Source organism: Pseudomonas sp. NFPP07 (assembly GCF_900115645.1).
GTDB classification, from domain to species: Bacteria; Pseudomonadota; Gammaproteobacteria; order Pseudomonadales; family Pseudomonadaceae; genus Aquipseudomonas; species Aquipseudomonas chlororaphis.
This window is the reverse complement of the sequence record NZ_FOXG01000009.1, coordinates 12,598-29,366: the sequence shown is the minus strand read 5'-3', so window position 1 is coordinate 29,366 and position 16,769 is coordinate 12,598. Positions and strand designations below refer to the sequence as shown.

Sequence of the window (16,769 nt, the reverse complement as noted above, 5' to 3'; positions counted from 1 at the left end):
GAGCCTGACATGAGCGTATTGAACTTCCCCCGCATCTACCTCAACGGCCATATGTTCTGGAACCCGCCAACGGCCAACAACAACGATGCACTGCCGCTCTATGACGCGGTCAGGATGGACCTCAACTGGCAGTTCCTGAAGTACTACGACATCAATCCCCAGAACGCCCCCGAAGCGCTGATGCCCTGGACCATCCAGCCGTTGTCCAGTACCCAGGTGCCTCGCTATGTATTGCAGGTGCCGACCAATGCCGGGGCCTTCCGCAATCCGTTCATGCCCGCCGAATGGGACCTGTTCGGCGACAATGCCTGCGGTACCGTGAGCTACAAGGACACCCAGTCAACGATCATTGGTGGCGAGTTCCAGGCCAATACCTACATCGATCGGGACCCGCTGGTCAGCAAGAGCTTTCAGTTGCTCGGCAACCCCTTTGGCAGCAAGGCGCCCACGCCCGCCCGCTTCGTCGATATCAGCCCCTGGCAGAACACCTTCACCGCGCTGTATTTCGACAAGCTGGTGCTGGGCGACGTCCAGTGCGGCCTGACCCTCAACCGCCAGTACCGGATGCTCGACCGCTTCCTGAACTTCAACTGGGCATCCACCTTCGGCGGCCTGAGCTATGTGACGACCACCTGGCAGACCTGCTTTGCGAGGGAAAACCTGGACTGGGCCGTCGGCGATTCGCTCCTGCTGCAACAGCTCCAGCAGCAGATGATCGAGCAAGGCGCCAAGGGCCTGATGTTCCGCTTCTCCACCTACCTGACCTACTACGACAAGAACGGCGTGTTCAACGACTTCCCGCCGGTCAATACCCACTCCGGCGACCCCGTGGACGCAGCCCGGGTGCAGCGGATGTATGAGCAGGGGCTGAACAACGTCGCCGATATTTTCTACAACCCGGCCTACAGCAGCACGGCGGGCACCCTGGGCCTGTGGTTCGACGACGAATTCCCCACCGCCCCGGCCGGCCGGCGCCTGGTCCCGGCGGAGCCGGTGCCGGTCTACAAGACCACGCCTGGCGATATGCAAGACACCAAGGCCACTCTGGGCGTGATCCCTGTCCAGATCACCGACGACACCCTGTCGCTGGACCTGTCCAACGGCATTCCGTTCTATCCGGTCGATCCCAAGGCCCCCATCGCGGTGGCCGAGAAATTCAATGCCGGCATCCTCCACCTGGGGGTGCGCCAGCAAGACCGGTTCATCTCCGCCGTCATGATCACCTACCCCCAGTACCGTCAGTCGGCCTTCAACCAGCGCTCAGGCATTCTCGACCTGCCCCTGACTGTCGAGCAAAAGAACCTGCTCGAGAGCGGTCCCCTGGAACTGCAACAACTGCTGGCAAGCGCCGAACCGGTGATCGCCGCCACCCAGCGACAGTGGACCGCCGAAGTGGTCGAGAGTGGCGGATTCATCGATGTGGGCGACCACAAGACGCTGACGATAATGGTGCAGAAGGACGGCAAGCCCGCGCCGGAGGGCACCGAACTGCTGGTCGCCGAATACGGCAACGCCTATATGGTGACCACCAGCGACTATTACCTGGCATTCAGCAACGAGGCCGACTTCACCCTGTTCTACGATTACCCGGAAGAACCTACGCTGAACCGCTCCAACCGGCCGCAGTTCATCGACACGCCGGTGGCTGTCAGCTATCTGGCCACTGGCAGCGGCCGCCGGCTCACGGACAGGCGCACGGTCGTCACCTCCAATACCGTGCCGGAGGGAGAACCGGTCGGTTATCAGCAGTTCCTCGACCAACCCATTACCGTCAACCTGCGCCCCTGCCTGGTTTTCGACAATGCCATCGCCCAGACCGGAACCCTGCGCGACGAAACGGCTACCAGCAGCGTCAACTACAGCATCGCCAGGATCCGCACCGACGCCAGCGGTGTCGCCCGACTGGGAATCAGGGCAGAAGCACCGGGTTTCCCTACCCTGCGTTTCTTCCTGCCCGAAGGCGGCAAGATGCCCGCCGTGCCCTTCAGCTTCAACTACTCCGAGGCCTACACCGACTGCCTCGCGCCTTTGCGGGTGCTGCCGCTGGAGCCGAAGCTGCAGCAGGACTTCATCGACTACTGGAACACCATCTACCGGGACCTGAACGCCAGCCAGCTGATGTGGAACAACTTCATCTACCCGCAGATCCTGCAGCCCTTCTATTACCTGTACCCGATCATGAACAAGTTCATGCCGCTCAACTCCCAGCAGCGCGTGGAAGGCGCCATCGACCAGTTGATCGTGCTGATCAGCAAGGAGTACCAGGAAGAAAGCACGCTCTCGATGCCCATCACCCGTGACATGTCGCAGAGCCGGCGGGCCGTGCTGGAGCTTTGGGCCAACGCCCTGGTGAAGCACAATTACCCGCCGATGCCCCTGAGCATGAAGGACTTCCCCCCCTGCTGACAGGAACCCCATACCGGGAACACCGGGTGACACAGCGTCACCCGGCACCTCACAGGAGTGCCGCCATGAACGCCCGTCTCTTGCGCCCACCACCCCGTCTTTCCCCAGCGTCTGGACTGGATCATGTACCGGGTGAGCAATGACAGCTACAAGAGCAGCCCGGCCAACCCGCCCGACGCGGTCATGGGGGCCAAGGACCGCATCCTGATGCGCGCCGACAACCGCTACAAAGGCACCACGCTGTTCATGCCCGTGGTGCGCTCGATGTCGCCCAGCCAGCGCGCCCTACTCAGGGCCTATCTCACCGGCGCGCCCTGGCAGCCGCCGCTATGAACCGACCCAACGCCAACTGGAGAGAACCGATGACAGCTCCCCTACGGATTCCCCCCCGGCCCCGTGAAGACTTGCGTGCGCACACGGTCATTCGCGAGAACCTGCTCAACCCCCGGGGCCTCTGTCTGCAAGCCGATGGCAGCCTGCTGCTGGCCGAAGCCGGCTCCGGGCGGCCGGACCAACCGTTCAGTGGGCGCATCAGCCGGCTGCGCCCCGACCCGCGCCGGACGGGTGCCTACCTGATGCCCGAAACGCTGGCCCATGGCTTTCGCTCCATGAACATGCAAGCACGCATGCTGCGCGACGAAATCCTGGGGCTGTCGGATATCGCCTGCGGCGCAGGGCGTTGCCTGGCCAGCCTGACCGACTACGTCGAAGGCTCGAAAGTCCTGGACCTGGCCTGTAGCCCTCCCGAGCCTGTGTTTCACAGCCGCGGCAACCTCAACGCCCTGTGCTATCACCCCACGCGCCATCGCTGGCTGGCAGTCAAACCCGATAGCAACCAACTGGTGGAGTTCAGCGGCACCGGCGATGAGCGGGTCCTGGTCGAGCTGCCCGACCTGGGCCAGGATCAGGATGCGGTGCCCGTTACCCTGGTCTACGAACCGAGCACCGGCGCCATGCTGATCAGCCTGTTCTCCGGCGAGTTGCACCAGGACCCGAGCCGCCGGGGCATCGACTTCGCCGACCAGGCCGGCCAGGTGATCCGGGTCTGGCCGGAAAGCGGTCACAGCGAAGTCCTGATCGAAGGCCTACAACTGCCCACCGGCCTGGCACTGACCCCGACGGGACAACTGCTGGTGCTGGAACTCTGCGACCGTCTGCTGCAACCGCTGCTCACGGACTGGGACGGCGAATGCCTGCACGGCGGCTTCGCCCGCTTCAGCGGCCGCCTGCTGTGCTGCAACCTGCAGACAAGAGAAGTGAGTATCCTCGCCCAGGGCCTGGATACCCCGTCCAACCTGTGCCTGGTACCGAGGGCCGTACTGATCAGCGAAGGCATGGGCTTGAGTGGCCGCCCCTTGCCCACCCCCGACGGCCCGCCCGTCCCCTTGACCGGAAGGCTGCGGCGAGTCGAACTCTAAAGCGGCGACACCAGGCCGGTGTTTCAAGCGGCCAAAAAAACGGAGCCCATCAAGGGCTCCGTTTTTCACTCATGACCTGCGTTCTAAGGTATGGCCTAGAACGGAATATCGTCATCGAAGCTGTCGTCGAAGTTCTGCGCCGGCTGTGGCGAGGACTGCTGAGGCGCTGGACGCGATTCGCGTTGTGGCGCCTGCGAAGGCTGCGGACGCGACTGCTGCGGACGTGGCGCGGAGTTGCCCATGCCCTGGCCCTGGTCGCCCTGAGGACGGCCGCCCAGCAGCTGCATGGTGCCCTGCATGTCGACGATGATTTCAGTGGTGTAACGCTTGATGCCGTCTTTTTCCCACTCGCGGGTCTGCAGCTTGCCTTCGATGTAGACCTGCGAACCTTTGCGCAGGTATTCGCCGGCGATTTCCGCGACCTTGCCGAACATCGACACACGGTGCCACTCGGTCTTCTCGACCTTCTGGCCGGTCTGCTTGTCGGTCCATTGTTCGCTGGTGGCCAGACTCAGGTTGGTCACGGCGTTACCGTTAGGCAGGTAGCGAACTTCAGGATCCTGGCCGCAAGTGCCGACCAATATGACTTTGTTAACCCCACGGGCCATAACGTTCTCCTAGGCTTCGCACGCCGATCGGGCTGGGTTGACCAGCTGCTCGAGGGCCGCGCGATCCAATAATTCGGTGTCCAATTTGATGTAAATGGCGGCTTCTTCGGCCACCATCACTGCATCTGTTACCCCAACAACGGCCTTCAGGCGCTCGACCAGACCGGCTTCGCGGATCGCTTCGGGCGATAACGGCAAGCGCAGGCTCGTCACGTAAGGTGGTTCGCGCATGGTAACAGCAAAGGCCAGCCAGAGTGCAGCCAACCCTGCGCAACCCAGGAATACAACCGACAAACCGCCATGCTGGAACAACCAGCCGCCGAGAATGCCACCCAGCGCCGAACCGAGGAACTGGCTGGTGGAATAGACCCCCATGGCCGTACCCTTGCCACCGGCCGGTGAAACCTTGCTGATCAGCGACGGCAGCGAAGCTTCCAGCAGGTTGAACGCGGTGAAGAACACCACCGTGCCGATCACCAGCGCCTGCAGGCTGTCGCCGAACTCCCAGAAGAATAGCTCGGTGAGCAGCAGCGTACTGACCGCGCCCAACAGAACTCGTTTCATTTTGCGTTTCTTCTCGCCGTAGATGATGAACGGGATCATGGCGAAGAAGGAGATCAACAGCGCGGTGAGGTAGACCCACCAGTGCTGTTCCTTGGGCAGGCCGGCTTTTTCCACCAGGGCCAGCGGCAAGGCGACGAAGCTCGACATCAGCATCGCGTGCAACACGAAGATACCAAGATCCAGGCGCAGCAGGTCCGGGTGCTTGAGCGTCGGCAACAAGGCCTGGCGCGCGACCCCGGATTCACGGTGCTGCAACGGGCCGGTCGAGTGCGGCACCATGAAGGCGACGATGAAAATGCCCAGCAGCGCCATGCCGCCGGTGGCGAAAAACAGCCCGGGCAAGCCGAAAGCGCGGGTCAGCAGCGGGCCGGCCACCATGGCCACGGCAAAGGACAGGCCGATGGTCATGCCGATCATGGCCATGGCCTTGGTGCGGTGCTGCTCCCGGGTCAGGTCCGACAACAGCGCCATGACCGCCGCGGAAATCGCCCCGGCGCCCTGCAGGATGCGCCCGGCGATCACGCCCCAGATTGAATCGGCGTTGGCCGCCAGCACACTGCCCAGGGCAAAGACGATCAGCCCCAGGTAAATCACCGGACGACGGCCGATACGGTCGGAAATGATCCCGAACGGGATCTGGAAAATCGCCTGGGTCAGGCCGTAAGCGCCGATCGCCAACCCGATCAGGGCCGGGGTCGCTCCCGCCAGGTCCATCCCATAGGTCGCCAGGACCGGCAACACCATGAACATGCCAAGCATACGGAAGGCGAACACCAGGGCCAGACCGCTTGCCGCGCGGGTCTCGGCGCCACTCATGCGCTCGCTGTGGGGATCATGCATGGAAAAACCTCGTGTGAACCGGCGGCGATTCTACCAGTCCGATCGATTGACGGGGTATATGGCGACGCTTTGCCGCGCAGGTTTCATCTACGGCTGCACAGGCCGCATTTGATAGTGTGCATCCATCCAGTATTTGCCCTTATACTCCTACGTTTTCGACGCCCGCCGAGCGAGGCCACTTTGGACAAGATCCTGATTCGTGGGGCCCGAACCCACAACCTGAAGAACATCGACCTGACCCTGCCACGGGACAAACTGATCGTCATCACCGGCCTGTCCGGATCCGGCAAATCGTCCCTGGCGTTCGACACGCTGTACGCCGAAGGCCAGCGCCGTTATGTCGAGTCGCTGTCGGCCTATGCCCGGCAATTCCTGTCGATGATGGAAAAACCTGACGTCGACACCATCGAAGGTTTATCGCCGGCAATTTCCATCGAGCAGAAATCCACCTCGCACAACCCGCGCTCCACCGTGGGCACCATCACCGAGATCTACGACTACCTGCGCCTGCTGTATGCCCGCGTGGGTACGCCACGCTGCCCGGATCACGACATCCCGCTGGAAGCCCAGACCGTCAGCCAGATGGTCGACCTGGTGCTGGCCCAGCCGGAAGGCAGCAAGCTGATGCTGCTGGCGCCGGTGATTCGCGAGCGCAAGGGCGAGCACCTGTCGGTCTTCGAGGAACTGCGCGCCCAGGGCTTCGTCCGTGCCCGGGTCAACGGCAAGCTCTACGAGCTGGATGAGCTGCCGAAGCTGGATAAACAGAAGAAGCACTCGATCGATGTGGTGGTCGACCGCTTCAAGGTCCGCGCCGACCTGCAGCAACGTCTGGCCGAGTCGTTCGAGACCGCACTGAAGCTGGCCGACGGTATCGCCCTGGTGGCGCCGATGGACGACGAACCCGGCGAAGAAATCATCTTCTCCGCGCGCTTCGCCTGCCCGATCTGTGGCCACGCCATCAGCGAACTGGAGCCCAAGCTGTTCTCCTTCAACAACCCGGCCGGTGCCTGCCCGACCTGCGATGGCCTGGGGGTCAAGCAGTTCTTCGACATCAAGCGCCTGGTCAATGGCGAGCTGACCCTGGCCGAAGGGGCGATTCGCGGCTGGGACAGGCGTAACGTCTATTACTTCCAGATGCTTGGCTCGCTGGCATCGCATTACGGCTTCAGCCTGGAAGTGCCGTTCAACCAACTGCCGGCCGATCAGCAGAAGGTCATTCTCAACGGCAGCGGCACGCAGAACGTCGACTTCAAGTACCTCAACGATCGTGGCGATATCGTCAAACGCTCCCACCCGTTCGAAGGCATAGTGCCGAACCTGGAACGTCGCTACCGCGAGACCGAATCGGCCACCGTGCGCGAGGAGCTGGCCAAGTTCCTCAGCACCCAGCCGTGCCCGGATTGCCGCGGCACCCGCCTGCGTCGCGAAGCCCGCCACGTGTGGGTCGGCGAGAAGACGTTGCCGGCCGTTACCAGTCTGCCGATCGGCGATGCCACCGATTACTTCGGCACCCTGTCGCTAACCGGACGCCGTGGCGAGATTGCCGACAAGATCCTCAAGGAAATCCGCGAGCGTCTGCAGTTCCTGGTCAATGTCGGCCTGGATTACCTGACCCTGGATCGCAGCGCCGATACTCTGTCCGGCGGCGAGGCGCAGCGTATTCGTCTGGCCAGCCAGATCGGCGCCGGCCTGGTGGGGGTGATGTACATCCTCGACGAACCCTCCATCGGCCTGCACCAGCGCGACAACGATCGCTTGCTGGGCACCCTGAAACACCTGCGGGATATCGGCAATACGGTGATCGTGGTCGAACACGACGAGGACGCCATTCGCCTGGCCGACTATGTGGTGGACATCGGCCCGGGCGCTGGCGTGCATGGCGGACAGATCGTCGCCGAGGGTACTCCCGACGAGGTGATGTCCCATCCCGACTCGCTGACCGGCAAATACCTGTCAGGGCGCGTGAAAATCGCCGTGCCGGCCAAGCGTACGCCGCGCAACAAGAAGCTTTCACTGTCCCTAAAAGGGGCTCGCGGCAACAACTTGCGCAACGTCGACCTGGAGATCCCGATCGGCCTGCTGACCTGCGTGACCGGTGTCTCCGGCTCGGGCAAGTCGACCCTGATCAACAACACCCTGTTCCCCCTCAGCGCCACGGCGCTGAACGGCGCGACCACGCTGGAAGCCGCTGCGCACGACAGCATCAACGGCCTGCAGCACCTGGATAAGGTGGTGGATATCGACCAGAGCCCGATCGGTCGCACCCCGCGCTCCAACCCGGCGACCTACACCGGGCTGTTCACGCCGATCCGCGAACTGTTTGCCGGGGTACCCGAGTCGCGCTCGCGCGGCTACGGCCCGGGCCGCTTCTCCTTCAACGTCAAGGGCGGACGCTGCGAAGCCTGCCAGGGCGACGGCCTGATCAAGGTGGAAATGCACTTCCTGCCGGACATCTACGTGCCGTGCGATGTGTGTAAGAGCAAGCGCTACAACCGCGAAACCCTTGAGATCAAATACAAGGGCAAGAGCATCCACGAGGTCCTGGAAATGACCATCGAGGAAGCGCGGGAGTTCTTCGACCCGGTGCCGGCGCTGGCGCGCAAGCTGCAGACGCTGATGGATGTGGGGCTTTCCTACATCAAGCTGGGGCAGTCGGCAACGACCTTGTCCGGCGGTGAGGCGCAGCGGGTCAAGCTGTCTCGCGAGCTGTCCAAGCGTGACACCGGCAAGACCCTCTACATCCTCGACGAGCCAACCACCGGCCTGCACTTTGCCGATATCCAGCAGTTGCTGGACGTTCTGCATCGCCTGCGTGACCACGGCAACACCGTGGTGGTGATCGAGCACAACCTGGACGTGATCAAGACCGCCGACTGGCTGGTGGACCTGGGGCCGGAAGGCGGCTCCAAGGGCGGACAGATCATTGCCGAGGGTACGCCGGAGCAGTTGGCAGAAATGCCGCAATCCCATACCGGCTACTACCTCAAGCCACTGCTGACCCGCGACCGGGCCTGAGCCCAATGAAAAAGCCCCTGCCATTGTGAAATGACAGGGGCTTTTTTGTGCTCGTCAGTCCTGCATTTGCCTGCAGGCGCTGGCTAAAGCATCAGAACTGCGACTGCAGATAGTTTTCCAGACCGATCGATTTGATCAGGCCCAACTGCTTTTCCAGCCAGTAGGTATGGTCTTCTTCGGTATCGGCCAACTGCACACGCAGGATGTCGCGGCTGACATAGTCCTTGTGCTTCTCGCACAGTTCGATGCCTTTGCACAGTGCAGCGCGGACCTTGTACTCCAGGCGCAGGTCGGCGGCGAACATGTCTGGCACGGTGGTACCGATATCCAGATCGTCAGGGCGCATGCGTGGCGTGCCCTCGAGCATCAGGATGCGACGCATCAATGCATCGGCGTGTTGAGTCTCTTCTTCCATCTCGTGATTGATGCGCTCGTAGAGCTTGCTGAAGCCCCAGTCCTCATACATGCGCGAATGGATGAAATATTGGTCACGCGCCGCCAGTTCGCCCGTCAGCAACGTGTTGAGGTAATCGATTACGTCCGGGTGACCTTGCATCGCCCTACATCTCCCTGCTTGAAAGTCTGTATTTTGAACCAAGCTGACTTGCAGGTCACTGGAAAAACGCTAACAAAGTGAAGATTTTCAGAGAAAAGTAGCCGAAAAAACGCAAAAACCGCCAAAATGAGGGCGGTTCTGCTTCTCGTTTAGACTTAGTTAAGCTGTACGCCCAACGCCTTTGCGATTCCTTCTCCATAAGCCGGGTCAGCCTTGAAGAAATGCTGCAGTTGACGCTGGACCACATCCGAACTGACACCCGCCATTGCACCGGCGATGTTGTTGATCAATAGGGCTTGCTGCTGATCATTCATCAGGCGGAACAGAGCGCCCGCATGGCTGTAGTAGTCGGTGTCTTCGCGGTGATCGTAACGATCCGCCGCACCGCTGAGGGCCAGCGCCGGCTCCGCGTAGCGAGGAGCCTGCTTCGGTGCATCGGCGTAGCTGTTCGGCTCATAGTTCGGTGCCGCGCCACCATTGCTGCCAAAGGCCATGGAGCCGTCGCGCTGGTAGCTGTTCACCGGGCTGCGTGGGGCGTTGACCGGCAGTTGCTGGTGATTGGTGCCGACACGATAGCGATGAGCGTCAGCGTAAGCGAATACGCGGCCTTGCAGCATGCGGTCCGGCGACAGGCCGACGCCTGGAACCATGTTGCTAGGACCAAAGGCAGCCTGCTCGACTTCCGCGAAGTAGTTCAGCGGGTTGCGGTTCAATTCCAGCTCACCGACCTCGATCAGCGGGAACTCCTTCTGCGACCAGGTCTTGGTCACGTCGAACGGGTTCTCGTAGTGAGCGGCAGCCTCAGCCTCGGTCATGATCTGAATGCATACGCTCCATTTCGGGAAATCGCCGCGCTCGATCGCGTTGAACAGGTCACGTTGGGCGTAATCCGGATCGGTACCCGCCAGGCGGGCAGCCTCGGCCGGTGCCAGGTTCTTGATGCCCTGCTGGGTCTTGTAGTGCCATTTCACCCAGTGACGCTCGCCCTTGGCGTTGATCAAGCTGTAGGTGTGGCTACCGAAGCCGTGCATATGACGATAGCCGTCCGGAATCCCGCGATCCGAGAACAGGATGGTGACTTGGTGCAGCGCCTCGGGAGAGTGTGACCAGAAGTCCCACATGGCCTGGCCGCTCTTCAGGTTGCTCTGCGGCAAACGTTTCTGGGTGTGGATAAAGTCGGGAAACTTCAGTGGATCGCGAATGAAGAACACAGGCGTGTTGTTGCCGACGATGTCCCAGTTACCTTCTTCGGTATAGAACTTCAGGGCAAAACCGCGCGGGTCGCGTTCGGTATCAGCCGAACCACGCTCGCCACCTACGGTGGAGAACCGCAGGAAGGTAGGAGTCTGCTTACCCACGGACTCGAAAAGCTTGGCGCTGGTGTATTCGGTGATGTCGCGGGTCACTGTGAAAGTGCCATAGGCACCCGAGCCCTTGGCGTGTACGCGACGCTCAGGAATATTTTCACGGTTGAAGTGGGCAAGCTTCTCGATCAGGTGAAAATCATCGAGCAGCAGCGGGCCACGAGGGCCAGCAGAACGGGAATTCTGGTTATCGGCGACTGGAGCGCCACTTGCGGTGGTAAGCGTTTTGTTTTGGCTCATGCTCAATCTTCCTCTGTCAGTCTTGGAACTGCCGGCTAATCGGCTGACGAGGAGTATCGACCATCAAGATGACAGCATCAAATGCATTAAATGATTGCTATCGATAGTAATTTTCTAATACAGCAGACACAAAAAACCGGGCACTAGGCCCGGTTCTTTGTATTTGACGTCTTACTCAGCGGATACAGCTTCACCGCCGACAGCACGATCAACCAACTCGACGTACGCCATAGGCGCGTTGTCGCCAGCGCGGAAACCGCACTTGAGGATGCGCAGGTAGCCACCCTCACGGGTAGCGTAACGCTTGCCCAGGTCGTTGAAGAGCTTACCAACGATAGCTTTCGAACGAGTACGGTCGAAAGCCAGACGGCGGTTAGCCAGGCTGTCTGTCTTGGCCAAAGTGATCAGCGGCTCAGCAACGCGGCGCAGTTCTTTAGCTTTCGGCAGTGTAGTTTTGATCAGCTCGTGCTCGAACAGCGACACCGCCATGTTTTGGAACATGGCCTTGCGGTGCGAGCTGGTGCGGCTCAGGTGACGACCACTTTTACGATGACGCATGGTTCATTCCTTACCAAACACAACGTTCGGTGATTACGACGATCAGGCAGTCGCCTTGTCGTCCTTCTTAAGACTTGCAGGCGGCCAGTTGTCGAGGCGCATGCCGAGGGACAGACCGCGGGAGGCCAGAACGTCCTTGATTTCGGTCAAGGATTTCTTGCCAAGGTTCGGAGTCTTCAACAGTTCTACTTCGGTACGCTGAATCAGGTCGCCGATGTAGTAAATGTTTTCCGCCTTAAGGCAGTTAGCCGAACGTACAGTCAGTTCCAGATCGTCAACCGGGCGAAGCAGGATCGGATCGATCTCGTCTTCCTGCTCGATTACCACTGGCTCACTGTCACCTTTGAGGTCGACGAACGCAGCCAACTGCTGTTGCAGGATGGTTGCAGCACGACGGATAGCCTCTTCAGGATCCAGAGTACCGTTGGTTTCCAGATCAATAACCAGCTTGTCCAGGTTGGTACGCTGCTCGACACGGGCGTTTTCCACCACGTATGCGATACGGCGAACCGGGCTGAACGAAGAGTCAAGCTGCAAGCGACCGATGCTGCGGCTTTCGTCTTCATCGCTCTGACGCGAGTCTGCCGGTTCATAACCACGACCACGAGCTACTACGAGCTTCATGTTCAGGGCGCCGTTAGACGCCAGGTTAGCGATTACGTGATCGGGGTTAACGATCTCGACATCATGATCCAGCTGAATATCGGCAGCGGTAACCACCCCCGAACCCTTCTTCGACAAGGTCAGCGTAACTTCGTCACGGCCGTGCAGCTTGATAGCCAGACCTTTAAGGTTCAACAGGATTTCAATTACGTCTTCCTGTACACCTTCGATGGCGCTGTACTCGTGGAGCACACCGTCAATCTCGGCCTCGACTACTGCACAGCCGGGCATTGAGGACAACAGGATGCGGCGCAGCGCGTTGCCCAGGGTGTGGCCAAAACCACGCTCGAGAGGCTCGAGGGTGATCTTGGCGCGGGTTGGACTGACAACCTGCACATCAATATGGCGGGGTGTCAGGAACTCATTTACCGAAATCTGCATGGATGCACCTATTTTCTAGCCCTTACTTGGAGTAGAGCTCGACAATCAGGCTTTCGTTGATGTCGGCGGACAGATCACTGCGAGCTGGAACGTTCTTGAAAACGCCCGACTTCTTCTCAGTGTCTACTTCTACCCATTCTACGCGGCCACGTTGGGCACACAGATCGAGAGCTTGGACAATGCGAAGTTGGTTTTTTGCTTTCTCGCGAACAGCAACCACGTCACCAGCACGAACCTGGTAGGACGGAACGTTAACGGTCTGACCGTTTACGCTGATCGACTTGTGCGATACCAGCTGACGGGATTCGGCACGAGTCGAACCGAAGCCCATACGGTATACAACGTTGTCCAGACGGCATTCGAGCAGTTGCAGCAGGTTTTCACCAGTTGCACCCTTCTTGCCAGCAGCTTCTTTGTAGTAGCCGCTGAATTGACGCTCGAGAACGCCGTAGATACGACGGACCTTCTGCTTTTCACGCAGTTGGGTGCCGTAGTCGGACTGGCGACCGCGGCGCTGGCCGTGGATACCAGGTGCTGCTTCGATGTTGCACTTGGATTCGATAGCGCGCACGCCGCTCTTCAGGAAGAGATCGGTGCCTTCGCGACGAGCCAGTTTGCATTTTGGACCAATGTAACGAGCCATTCTTTACAATCTCCTGGATTACACGCGGCGCTTCTTCGGCGGACGGCACCCGTTATGCGGGATTGGCGTCACGTCGGTGATGCTGGCGATCTTGTAGCCACAGCCGTTCAAAGCGCGGACTGCGGATTCACGACCTGGACCTGGGCCCTTGACGTTAACGTCGAGGTTTTTCAGGCCATATTCCAGCGCAGCTTGGCCAGCACGCTCAGCAGCTACTTGAGCAGCGAACGGGGTGGACTTGCGGGAACCGCGGAAACCCGAACCACCGGAGGTTGCCCAGGAAAGAGCGTTACCTTGACGGTCGGTGATGGTCACGATGGTGTTGTTGAAAGACGCGTGGATGTGGGCGATGCCATCAACCACTGTCTTTTTAATCTTTTTACGAGGACGAGCAGCAGGTTTTGCCATGACTAAATTCCTGTCGATTCGCTGGTGCGATTACTTGCGGATCGGCTTACGCGGACCTTTGCGAGTACGCGCGTTGGTCTTGGTACGCTGACCGCGCACTGGAAGACCACGACGATGGCGCAGACCGCGGTAGCAGCCCAGATCCATCAAGCGTTTGATTTTCATGTTGATTTCGCGACGCAGGTCACCTTCAGTGGTGAACTTCGCCACTTCGCCACGCAGCTGTTCAATTTGCTCGTCGCTCAGATCCTTGATCTTTGCGGCTGGGTTGACCCCAGTCTCTGCACAGATTTTCTGCGCAGTCGTGCGACCAACACCATAGATGTAGGTCAGCGAGATAACAGTATGCTTGTTATCTGGAATGTTAACGCCTGCAATACGGGCCATTCAGTGGGACTCCAATTGACAGCTACCTACGCCCCGGAAGCCAAGAAATAGGGCGCGAGATAATATCGCTGTAATAACAAATAATCAACCCAGCAGCGCACTAGCTGCTGGGCTTGAAGCACAATCACACTCAGCCTTGGCGCTGTTTGTGACGCGGTTCCGCGCTGCAAATTACTCGAACAACACCTTCGCGGCGAATAATCTTGCAGTTACGGCACAGCTTTTTCACCGATGCACGAACTTTCATCACCAACTCCTCGAACCTTATGGGTCAGCGCAGCATGCCGCTGCCGTAACCCTTCAGGTTGGCTTTCTTCATCAGGGATTCGTACTGGTGCGAAACGAGGTGCGATTGTACTTGCGACATAAAGTCCATAACAACCACGACCACGATCAGCAACGAGGTCCCGCCAAGGTAGAACGGAACGTTTGCTGCAACCACCAGGAACTGGGGCAACAGGCAGACGGCCGTCATATATAGAGCACCGAACATGGTCAAGCGGGTCAGAACGCCATCAATGTAGCGCGCAGACTGCTCACCTGGACGGATACCCGGAATAAAGGCACCGGACTTCTTCAGGTTTTCCGCTACGTCTTTCGGATTGAACATCAACGCCGTATAGAAGAAGCAGAAGAAAATAATCCCTGCACTAAACAGCAGAATATTCAACGGCTGACCAGGAGCGATCGACTGCGAGATGTCCTGCAACCAGCCCATACCTTCAGACTGACCGAACCAGGCACCCAACGAAGCCGGGAACAGCAAAATGCTGCTCGCGAAAATAGCAGGAATAACGCCTGCCATATTCACTTTCAGCGGCAAGTGGCTAGTCTGCGCAGCAAACACCTTGCGGCCCTGCTGACGCTTGGCATAGTGAACAGCAATACGACGCTGGCCACGCTCAATGAACACCACAAAACCGATAATCGCTACTGCCAGCAAACCGATGGCAACCAGGGCAAAAATGTTGATATCACCCTGACGCGCAGACTCGAAAGACTGCCCGATCGCTCTCGGAAGACCGGCGACGATACCTGCGAAAATCAACATCGAGATACCGTTGCCAACACCACGCTCAGTAATCTGCTCACCCAGCCACATCATGAACATCGCACCAGCCACAAAAGTGGATACCGCGACGAAATGGAAGCCAAAGTCACCAGTGAACGCAACGCCCTGCCCCGCCAGGCCAACGGACATGCCGATGGCCTGAACAAGAGCTAGGACGACAGTGCCGTAGCGGGTGTACTGGCTGATCTTGCGACGGCCAGCTTCACCTTCCTTCTTCAACTGCTCCAGCTGCGGGCTAACGGCGGTCATCAGCTGCATGATGATCGATGCCGAGATGTACGGCATGATCCCCAGTGCAAAGATGCTCATCCGTTCCAGCGCGCCGCCGGAAAACATGTTGAACAAGCTAAGAATGGTCCCCTCATTCTGTCGAAACAGGTCTGCGAGTCGGTCAGGGTTGATACCTGGAACCGGGATGTGTGCGCCTATTCGGTAGACGATAATCGCCAAGAACAGAAAACGCAGACGAGCCCAGAGTTCAGACATACCGCCTTTGCCGAGCGCAGAGAGAGCACCTTGCTTAGCCATTTATTCCTCGAACTTGCCGCCAGCTGCTTCGATAGCCGCACGCGCACCTTTGGTGGCTGCGATGCCCTTGATAGTCACAGCGCGAGTAACTTCGCCGGACAGCATGATTTTCACACGCTGTACGTTTTGGTTAATCACGTTGGCATCTTTCAGGGACTGCACGGTGACGATGTCGCCTTCCACTTTAACCAGCTCGGACAGACGCACTTCTGCGCGGTCCATGGCCTTCAGGGATACGAAACCGAACTTTGGCAGGCGACGATGCAGCGGCTGTTGACCGCCTTCAAAGCCTGGAGCAATGGTGCCACCGGAGCGGGAAGTCTGACCTTTGTGACCACGGCCACCAGTCTTACCCAAACCACTACCGATACCACGGCCCGGACGATGCTTTTCGCGACGGGAACCCGGCGCTGGACTCAGATCATTGAGTTTCATCGATTAACCCTCGACACGCAGCATGTAGTAAGCCTTGTTGATCATCCCGCGGTTCTCGGGAGTATCCTGGACTTCTACAGTGTGACCGATGCGACGCAGACCCAGACCCTTAACGCACAGTTTGTGGTTAGGGATACGGCCGGTCATGCTTTTGATCAGCGTTACTTTAACGGTAGCCATGATCAGATGATCTCCTGGACGCTTTTGCCACGCTTGGCGGCAATGGATTCAGGGGACTGCATTGCTTTCAAACCCTTGAAAGTGGCGTGAACCACGTTTACTGGGTTAGTCGAGCCGTAGCACTTGGCCAGAACGTTCTGAACGCCAGCAACTTCGAGGACAGCACGCATAGCGCCGCCAGCGATGATACCGGTACCTTCAGAAGCAGGCTGCATGTACACCTTCGAAGCGCCGTGAGCGGACTTCATTGCGTACTGCAGGGTAGTGCCGTTCAGATCAACTTGGATCATGTTGCGGCGAGCAGCTTCCATTGCCTTCTGGATCGCAGCAGGCACTTCACGCGACTTGCCACGGCCGAAGCCAACGCGACCTTTACCATCACCAACCACGGTCAACGCGGTGAAAGTGAAGATACGGCCGCCTTTTACGGTTTTGGCTACGCGGTTAACTTGAACCAGCTTCTCAATGTAGCCTTCGTCGCGCTTTTGGTCGTTATTTGACAT

The 16,769-nt window shown here is 59.3% G+C and carries 18 protein-coding genes; 4 read left to right on the top strand and 14 right to left on the bottom strand.

Annotation, left to right across the window (positions count from 1 at the left end):
- The first annotated feature begins 9 nt into the window (after nucleotides 1-9).
- The 3 genes from BM019_RS22800 (at nucleotide 10) to BM019_RS22790 (ending at nucleotide 3,824) form a co-directional block, all read left to right on the top strand.
- Nucleotides 10-2,406: a hypothetical protein gene (locus tag BM019_RS22800; protein WP_092420497.1), complete on the top strand. Its 2,397-nt coding sequence runs from the start codon at nucleotides 10-12 to the stop codon at nucleotides 2,404-2,406.
- Between the two features lie 123 nt (nucleotides 2,407-2,529).
- Entirely contained in the window at nucleotides 2,530-2,739 is a 210-nt protein-coding gene (locus BM019_RS22795; protein ID WP_092420494.1) for a hypothetical protein, read from the top strand.
- Between the two features lie 29 nt (nucleotides 2,740-2,768).
- Entirely contained in the window at nucleotides 2,769-3,824 is a 1,056-nt protein-coding gene (locus tag BM019_RS22790; RefSeq protein ID WP_092420491.1) for a hypothetical protein, read from the top strand.
- A 95-nt stretch (nucleotides 3,825-3,919) separates the two neighbouring features.
- Here the strand turns inward: BM019_RS22790 and BM019_RS22785 are convergent, their stop codons facing one another.
- Nucleotides 3,920-4,432, bottom strand: a complete 513-nt coding sequence (locus tag BM019_RS22785) for a single-stranded DNA-binding protein (RefSeq protein WP_009045846.1) — start codon at nucleotides 4,430-4,432, stop codon at nucleotides 3,920-3,922.
- Nucleotides 4,433-4,441: 9 nt separating this feature from the next.
- Entirely contained in the window at nucleotides 4,442-5,836 is a 1,395-nt protein-coding gene (locus BM019_RS22780) for an MFS transporter (RefSeq protein ID WP_092420488.1), read from the bottom strand.
- A gap of 180 nt (nucleotides 5,837-6,016) precedes the next feature.
- Here BM019_RS22780 and uvrA point away from each other — a divergent pair, with 180 nt between their 5' ends.
- On the top strand, nucleotides 6,017-8,851 hold the full coding sequence (gene uvrA / locus BM019_RS22775; protein ID WP_007924172.1) for an excinuclease ABC subunit UvrA: 2,835 nt from the start codon (nucleotides 6,017-6,019) through the stop codon (nucleotides 8,849-8,851).
- Nucleotides 8,852-8,942: 91 nt separating this feature from the next.
- On the opposite strand, the gene bfr is transcribed toward uvrA, so the two are convergent.
- The 12 genes from bfr to rpsE form a co-directional block, all read right to left on the bottom strand.
- Complete coding sequence (gene bfr, locus BM019_RS22770) at nucleotides 8,943-9,407, bottom strand: bacterioferritin (RefSeq protein ID WP_007924173.1); 465 nt, start codon at nucleotides 9,405-9,407, stop codon at nucleotides 8,943-8,945.
- Between the two features lie 155 nt (nucleotides 9,408-9,562).
- Entirely contained in the window at nucleotides 9,563-11,011 is a 1,449-nt protein-coding gene (locus tag BM019_RS22765) for a catalase (RefSeq protein WP_053262849.1), read from the bottom strand.
- A 171-nt stretch (nucleotides 11,012-11,182) separates the two neighbouring features.
- Complete coding sequence (gene rplQ, locus BM019_RS22760) at nucleotides 11,183-11,569, bottom strand: 50S ribosomal protein L17 (protein ID WP_007924175.1); 387 nt, start codon at nucleotides 11,567-11,569, stop codon at nucleotides 11,183-11,185.
- Nucleotides 11,570-11,611: 42 nt separating this feature from the next.
- Nucleotides 11,612-12,613 (bottom strand): DNA-directed RNA polymerase subunit alpha, encoded by a 1,002-nt coding sequence (gene rpoA, locus BM019_RS22755; RefSeq protein WP_007924176.1) that lies wholly within the window; start codon nucleotides 12,611-12,613, stop codon nucleotides 11,612-11,614.
- Nucleotides 12,614-12,635: 22 nt separating this feature from the next.
- Nucleotides 12,636-13,256, bottom strand: coding sequence for a 30S ribosomal protein S4 (gene rpsD, locus BM019_RS22750; RefSeq protein WP_003176404.1), 621 nt, complete (start codon nucleotides 13,254-13,256; stop codon nucleotides 12,636-12,638).
- Between the two features lie 18 nt (nucleotides 13,257-13,274).
- Nucleotides 13,275-13,664 (bottom strand): 30S ribosomal protein S11, encoded by a 390-nt coding sequence (gene rpsK, locus BM019_RS22745; protein WP_007924177.1) that lies wholly within the window; start codon nucleotides 13,662-13,664, stop codon nucleotides 13,275-13,277.
- Between the two features lie 30 nt (nucleotides 13,665-13,694).
- Nucleotides 13,695-14,051, bottom strand: coding sequence for a 30S ribosomal protein S13 (gene rpsM / locus BM019_RS22740; protein ID WP_009045849.1), 357 nt, complete (start codon nucleotides 14,049-14,051; stop codon nucleotides 13,695-13,697).
- A 130-nt stretch (nucleotides 14,052-14,181) separates the two neighbouring features.
- Complete coding sequence (gene rpmJ / locus BM019_RS22735) at nucleotides 14,182-14,298, bottom strand: 50S ribosomal protein L36 (RefSeq protein WP_002555468.1); 117 nt, start codon at nucleotides 14,296-14,298, stop codon at nucleotides 14,182-14,184.
- Nucleotides 14,299-14,322: 24 nt separating this feature from the next.
- Entirely contained in the window at nucleotides 14,323-15,651 is a 1,329-nt protein-coding gene (secY, locus tag BM019_RS22730) for a preprotein translocase subunit SecY (protein ID WP_007924182.1), read from the bottom strand.
- Complete coding sequence (gene rplO, locus BM019_RS22725) at nucleotides 15,652-16,086, bottom strand: 50S ribosomal protein L15 (RefSeq protein WP_092420485.1); 435 nt, start codon at nucleotides 16,084-16,086, stop codon at nucleotides 15,652-15,654.
- Between the two features lie 3 nt (nucleotides 16,087-16,089).
- The gene (rpmD, locus tag BM019_RS22720; protein ID WP_003176408.1) at nucleotides 16,090-16,266 is read right to left on the bottom strand and encodes a 50S ribosomal protein L30; all 177 of its coding nucleotides are present in this window, start codon (nucleotides 16,264-16,266) and stop codon (nucleotides 16,090-16,092) included.
- 2 nt (nucleotides 16,267-16,268) lie between these two features.
- Nucleotides 16,269-16,769, bottom strand: coding sequence for a 30S ribosomal protein S5 (rpsE, locus tag BM019_RS22715; RefSeq protein ID WP_007924184.1), 501 nt, complete (start codon nucleotides 16,767-16,769; stop codon nucleotides 16,269-16,271).

What these genes read in the sequence shown, in the direction of transcription:
- BM019_RS22800 (WP_092420497.1), top strand. Translation starts at nt 10, where the DNA reads ATGAGCGTATTGAACTTCCCCCGCATCTACCTCAACGGCCATATGTTC.
- BM019_RS22795 (WP_092420494.1), top strand. Translation starts at nt 2,530, where the DNA reads ATGTACCGGGTGAGCAATGACAGCTACAAGAGCAGCCCGGCCAACCCG.
- BM019_RS22790 (WP_092420491.1), top strand. Translation starts at nt 2,769, where the DNA reads ATGACAGCTCCCCTACGGATTCCCCCCCGGCCCCGTGAAGACTTGCGT.
- BM019_RS22785 (WP_009045846.1), bottom strand. Translation starts at nt 4,432, where the DNA reads ATGGCCCGTGGGGTTAACAAAGTCATATTGGTCGGCACTTGCGGCCAG.
- BM019_RS22780 (WP_092420488.1), bottom strand. Translation starts at nt 5,836, where the DNA reads ATGCATGATCCCCACAGCGAGCGCATGAGTGGCGCCGAGACCCGCGCG.
- bfr (WP_007924173.1), bottom strand. Translation starts at nt 9,407, where the DNA reads ATGCAAGGTCACCCGGACGTAATCGATTACCTCAACACGTTGCTGACG.
- BM019_RS22765 (WP_053262849.1), bottom strand. Translation starts at nt 11,011, where the DNA reads ATGAGCCAAAACAAAACGCTTACCACCGCAAGTGGCGCTCCAGTCGCC.
- rplQ (WP_007924175.1), bottom strand. Translation starts at nt 11,569, where the DNA reads ATGCGTCATCGTAAAAGTGGTCGTCACCTGAGCCGCACCAGCTCGCAC.
- rpoA (WP_007924176.1), bottom strand. Translation starts at nt 12,613, where the DNA reads ATGCAGATTTCGGTAAATGAGTTCCTGACACCCCGCCATATTGATGTG.
- rpsD (WP_003176404.1), bottom strand. Translation starts at nt 13,256, where the DNA reads ATGGCTCGTTACATTGGTCCAAAATGCAAACTGGCTCGTCGCGAAGGC.
- rpsK (WP_007924177.1), bottom strand. Translation starts at nt 13,664, where the DNA reads ATGGCAAAACCTGCTGCTCGTCCTCGTAAAAAGATTAAAAAGACAGTG.
- rpsM (WP_009045849.1), bottom strand. Translation starts at nt 14,051, where the DNA reads ATGGCCCGTATTGCAGGCGTTAACATTCCAGATAACAAGCATACTGTT.
- rpmJ (WP_002555468.1), bottom strand. Translation starts at nt 14,298, where the DNA reads ATGAAAGTTCGTGCATCGGTGAAAAAGCTGTGCCGTAACTGCAAGATT.
- secY (WP_007924182.1), bottom strand. Translation starts at nt 15,651, where the DNA reads ATGGCTAAGCAAGGTGCTCTCTCTGCGCTCGGCAAAGGCGGTATGTCT.
- rplO (WP_092420485.1), bottom strand. Translation starts at nt 16,086, where the DNA reads ATGAAACTCAATGATCTGAGTCCAGCGCCGGGTTCCCGTCGCGAAAAG.
- rpmD (WP_003176408.1), bottom strand. Translation starts at nt 16,266, where the DNA reads ATGGCTACCGTTAAAGTAACGCTGATCAAAAGCATGACCGGCCGTATC.
- rpsE (WP_007924184.1), bottom strand. Translation starts at nt 16,769, where the DNA reads ATGTCAAATAACGACCAAAAGCGCGACGAAGGCTACATTGAGAAGCTG.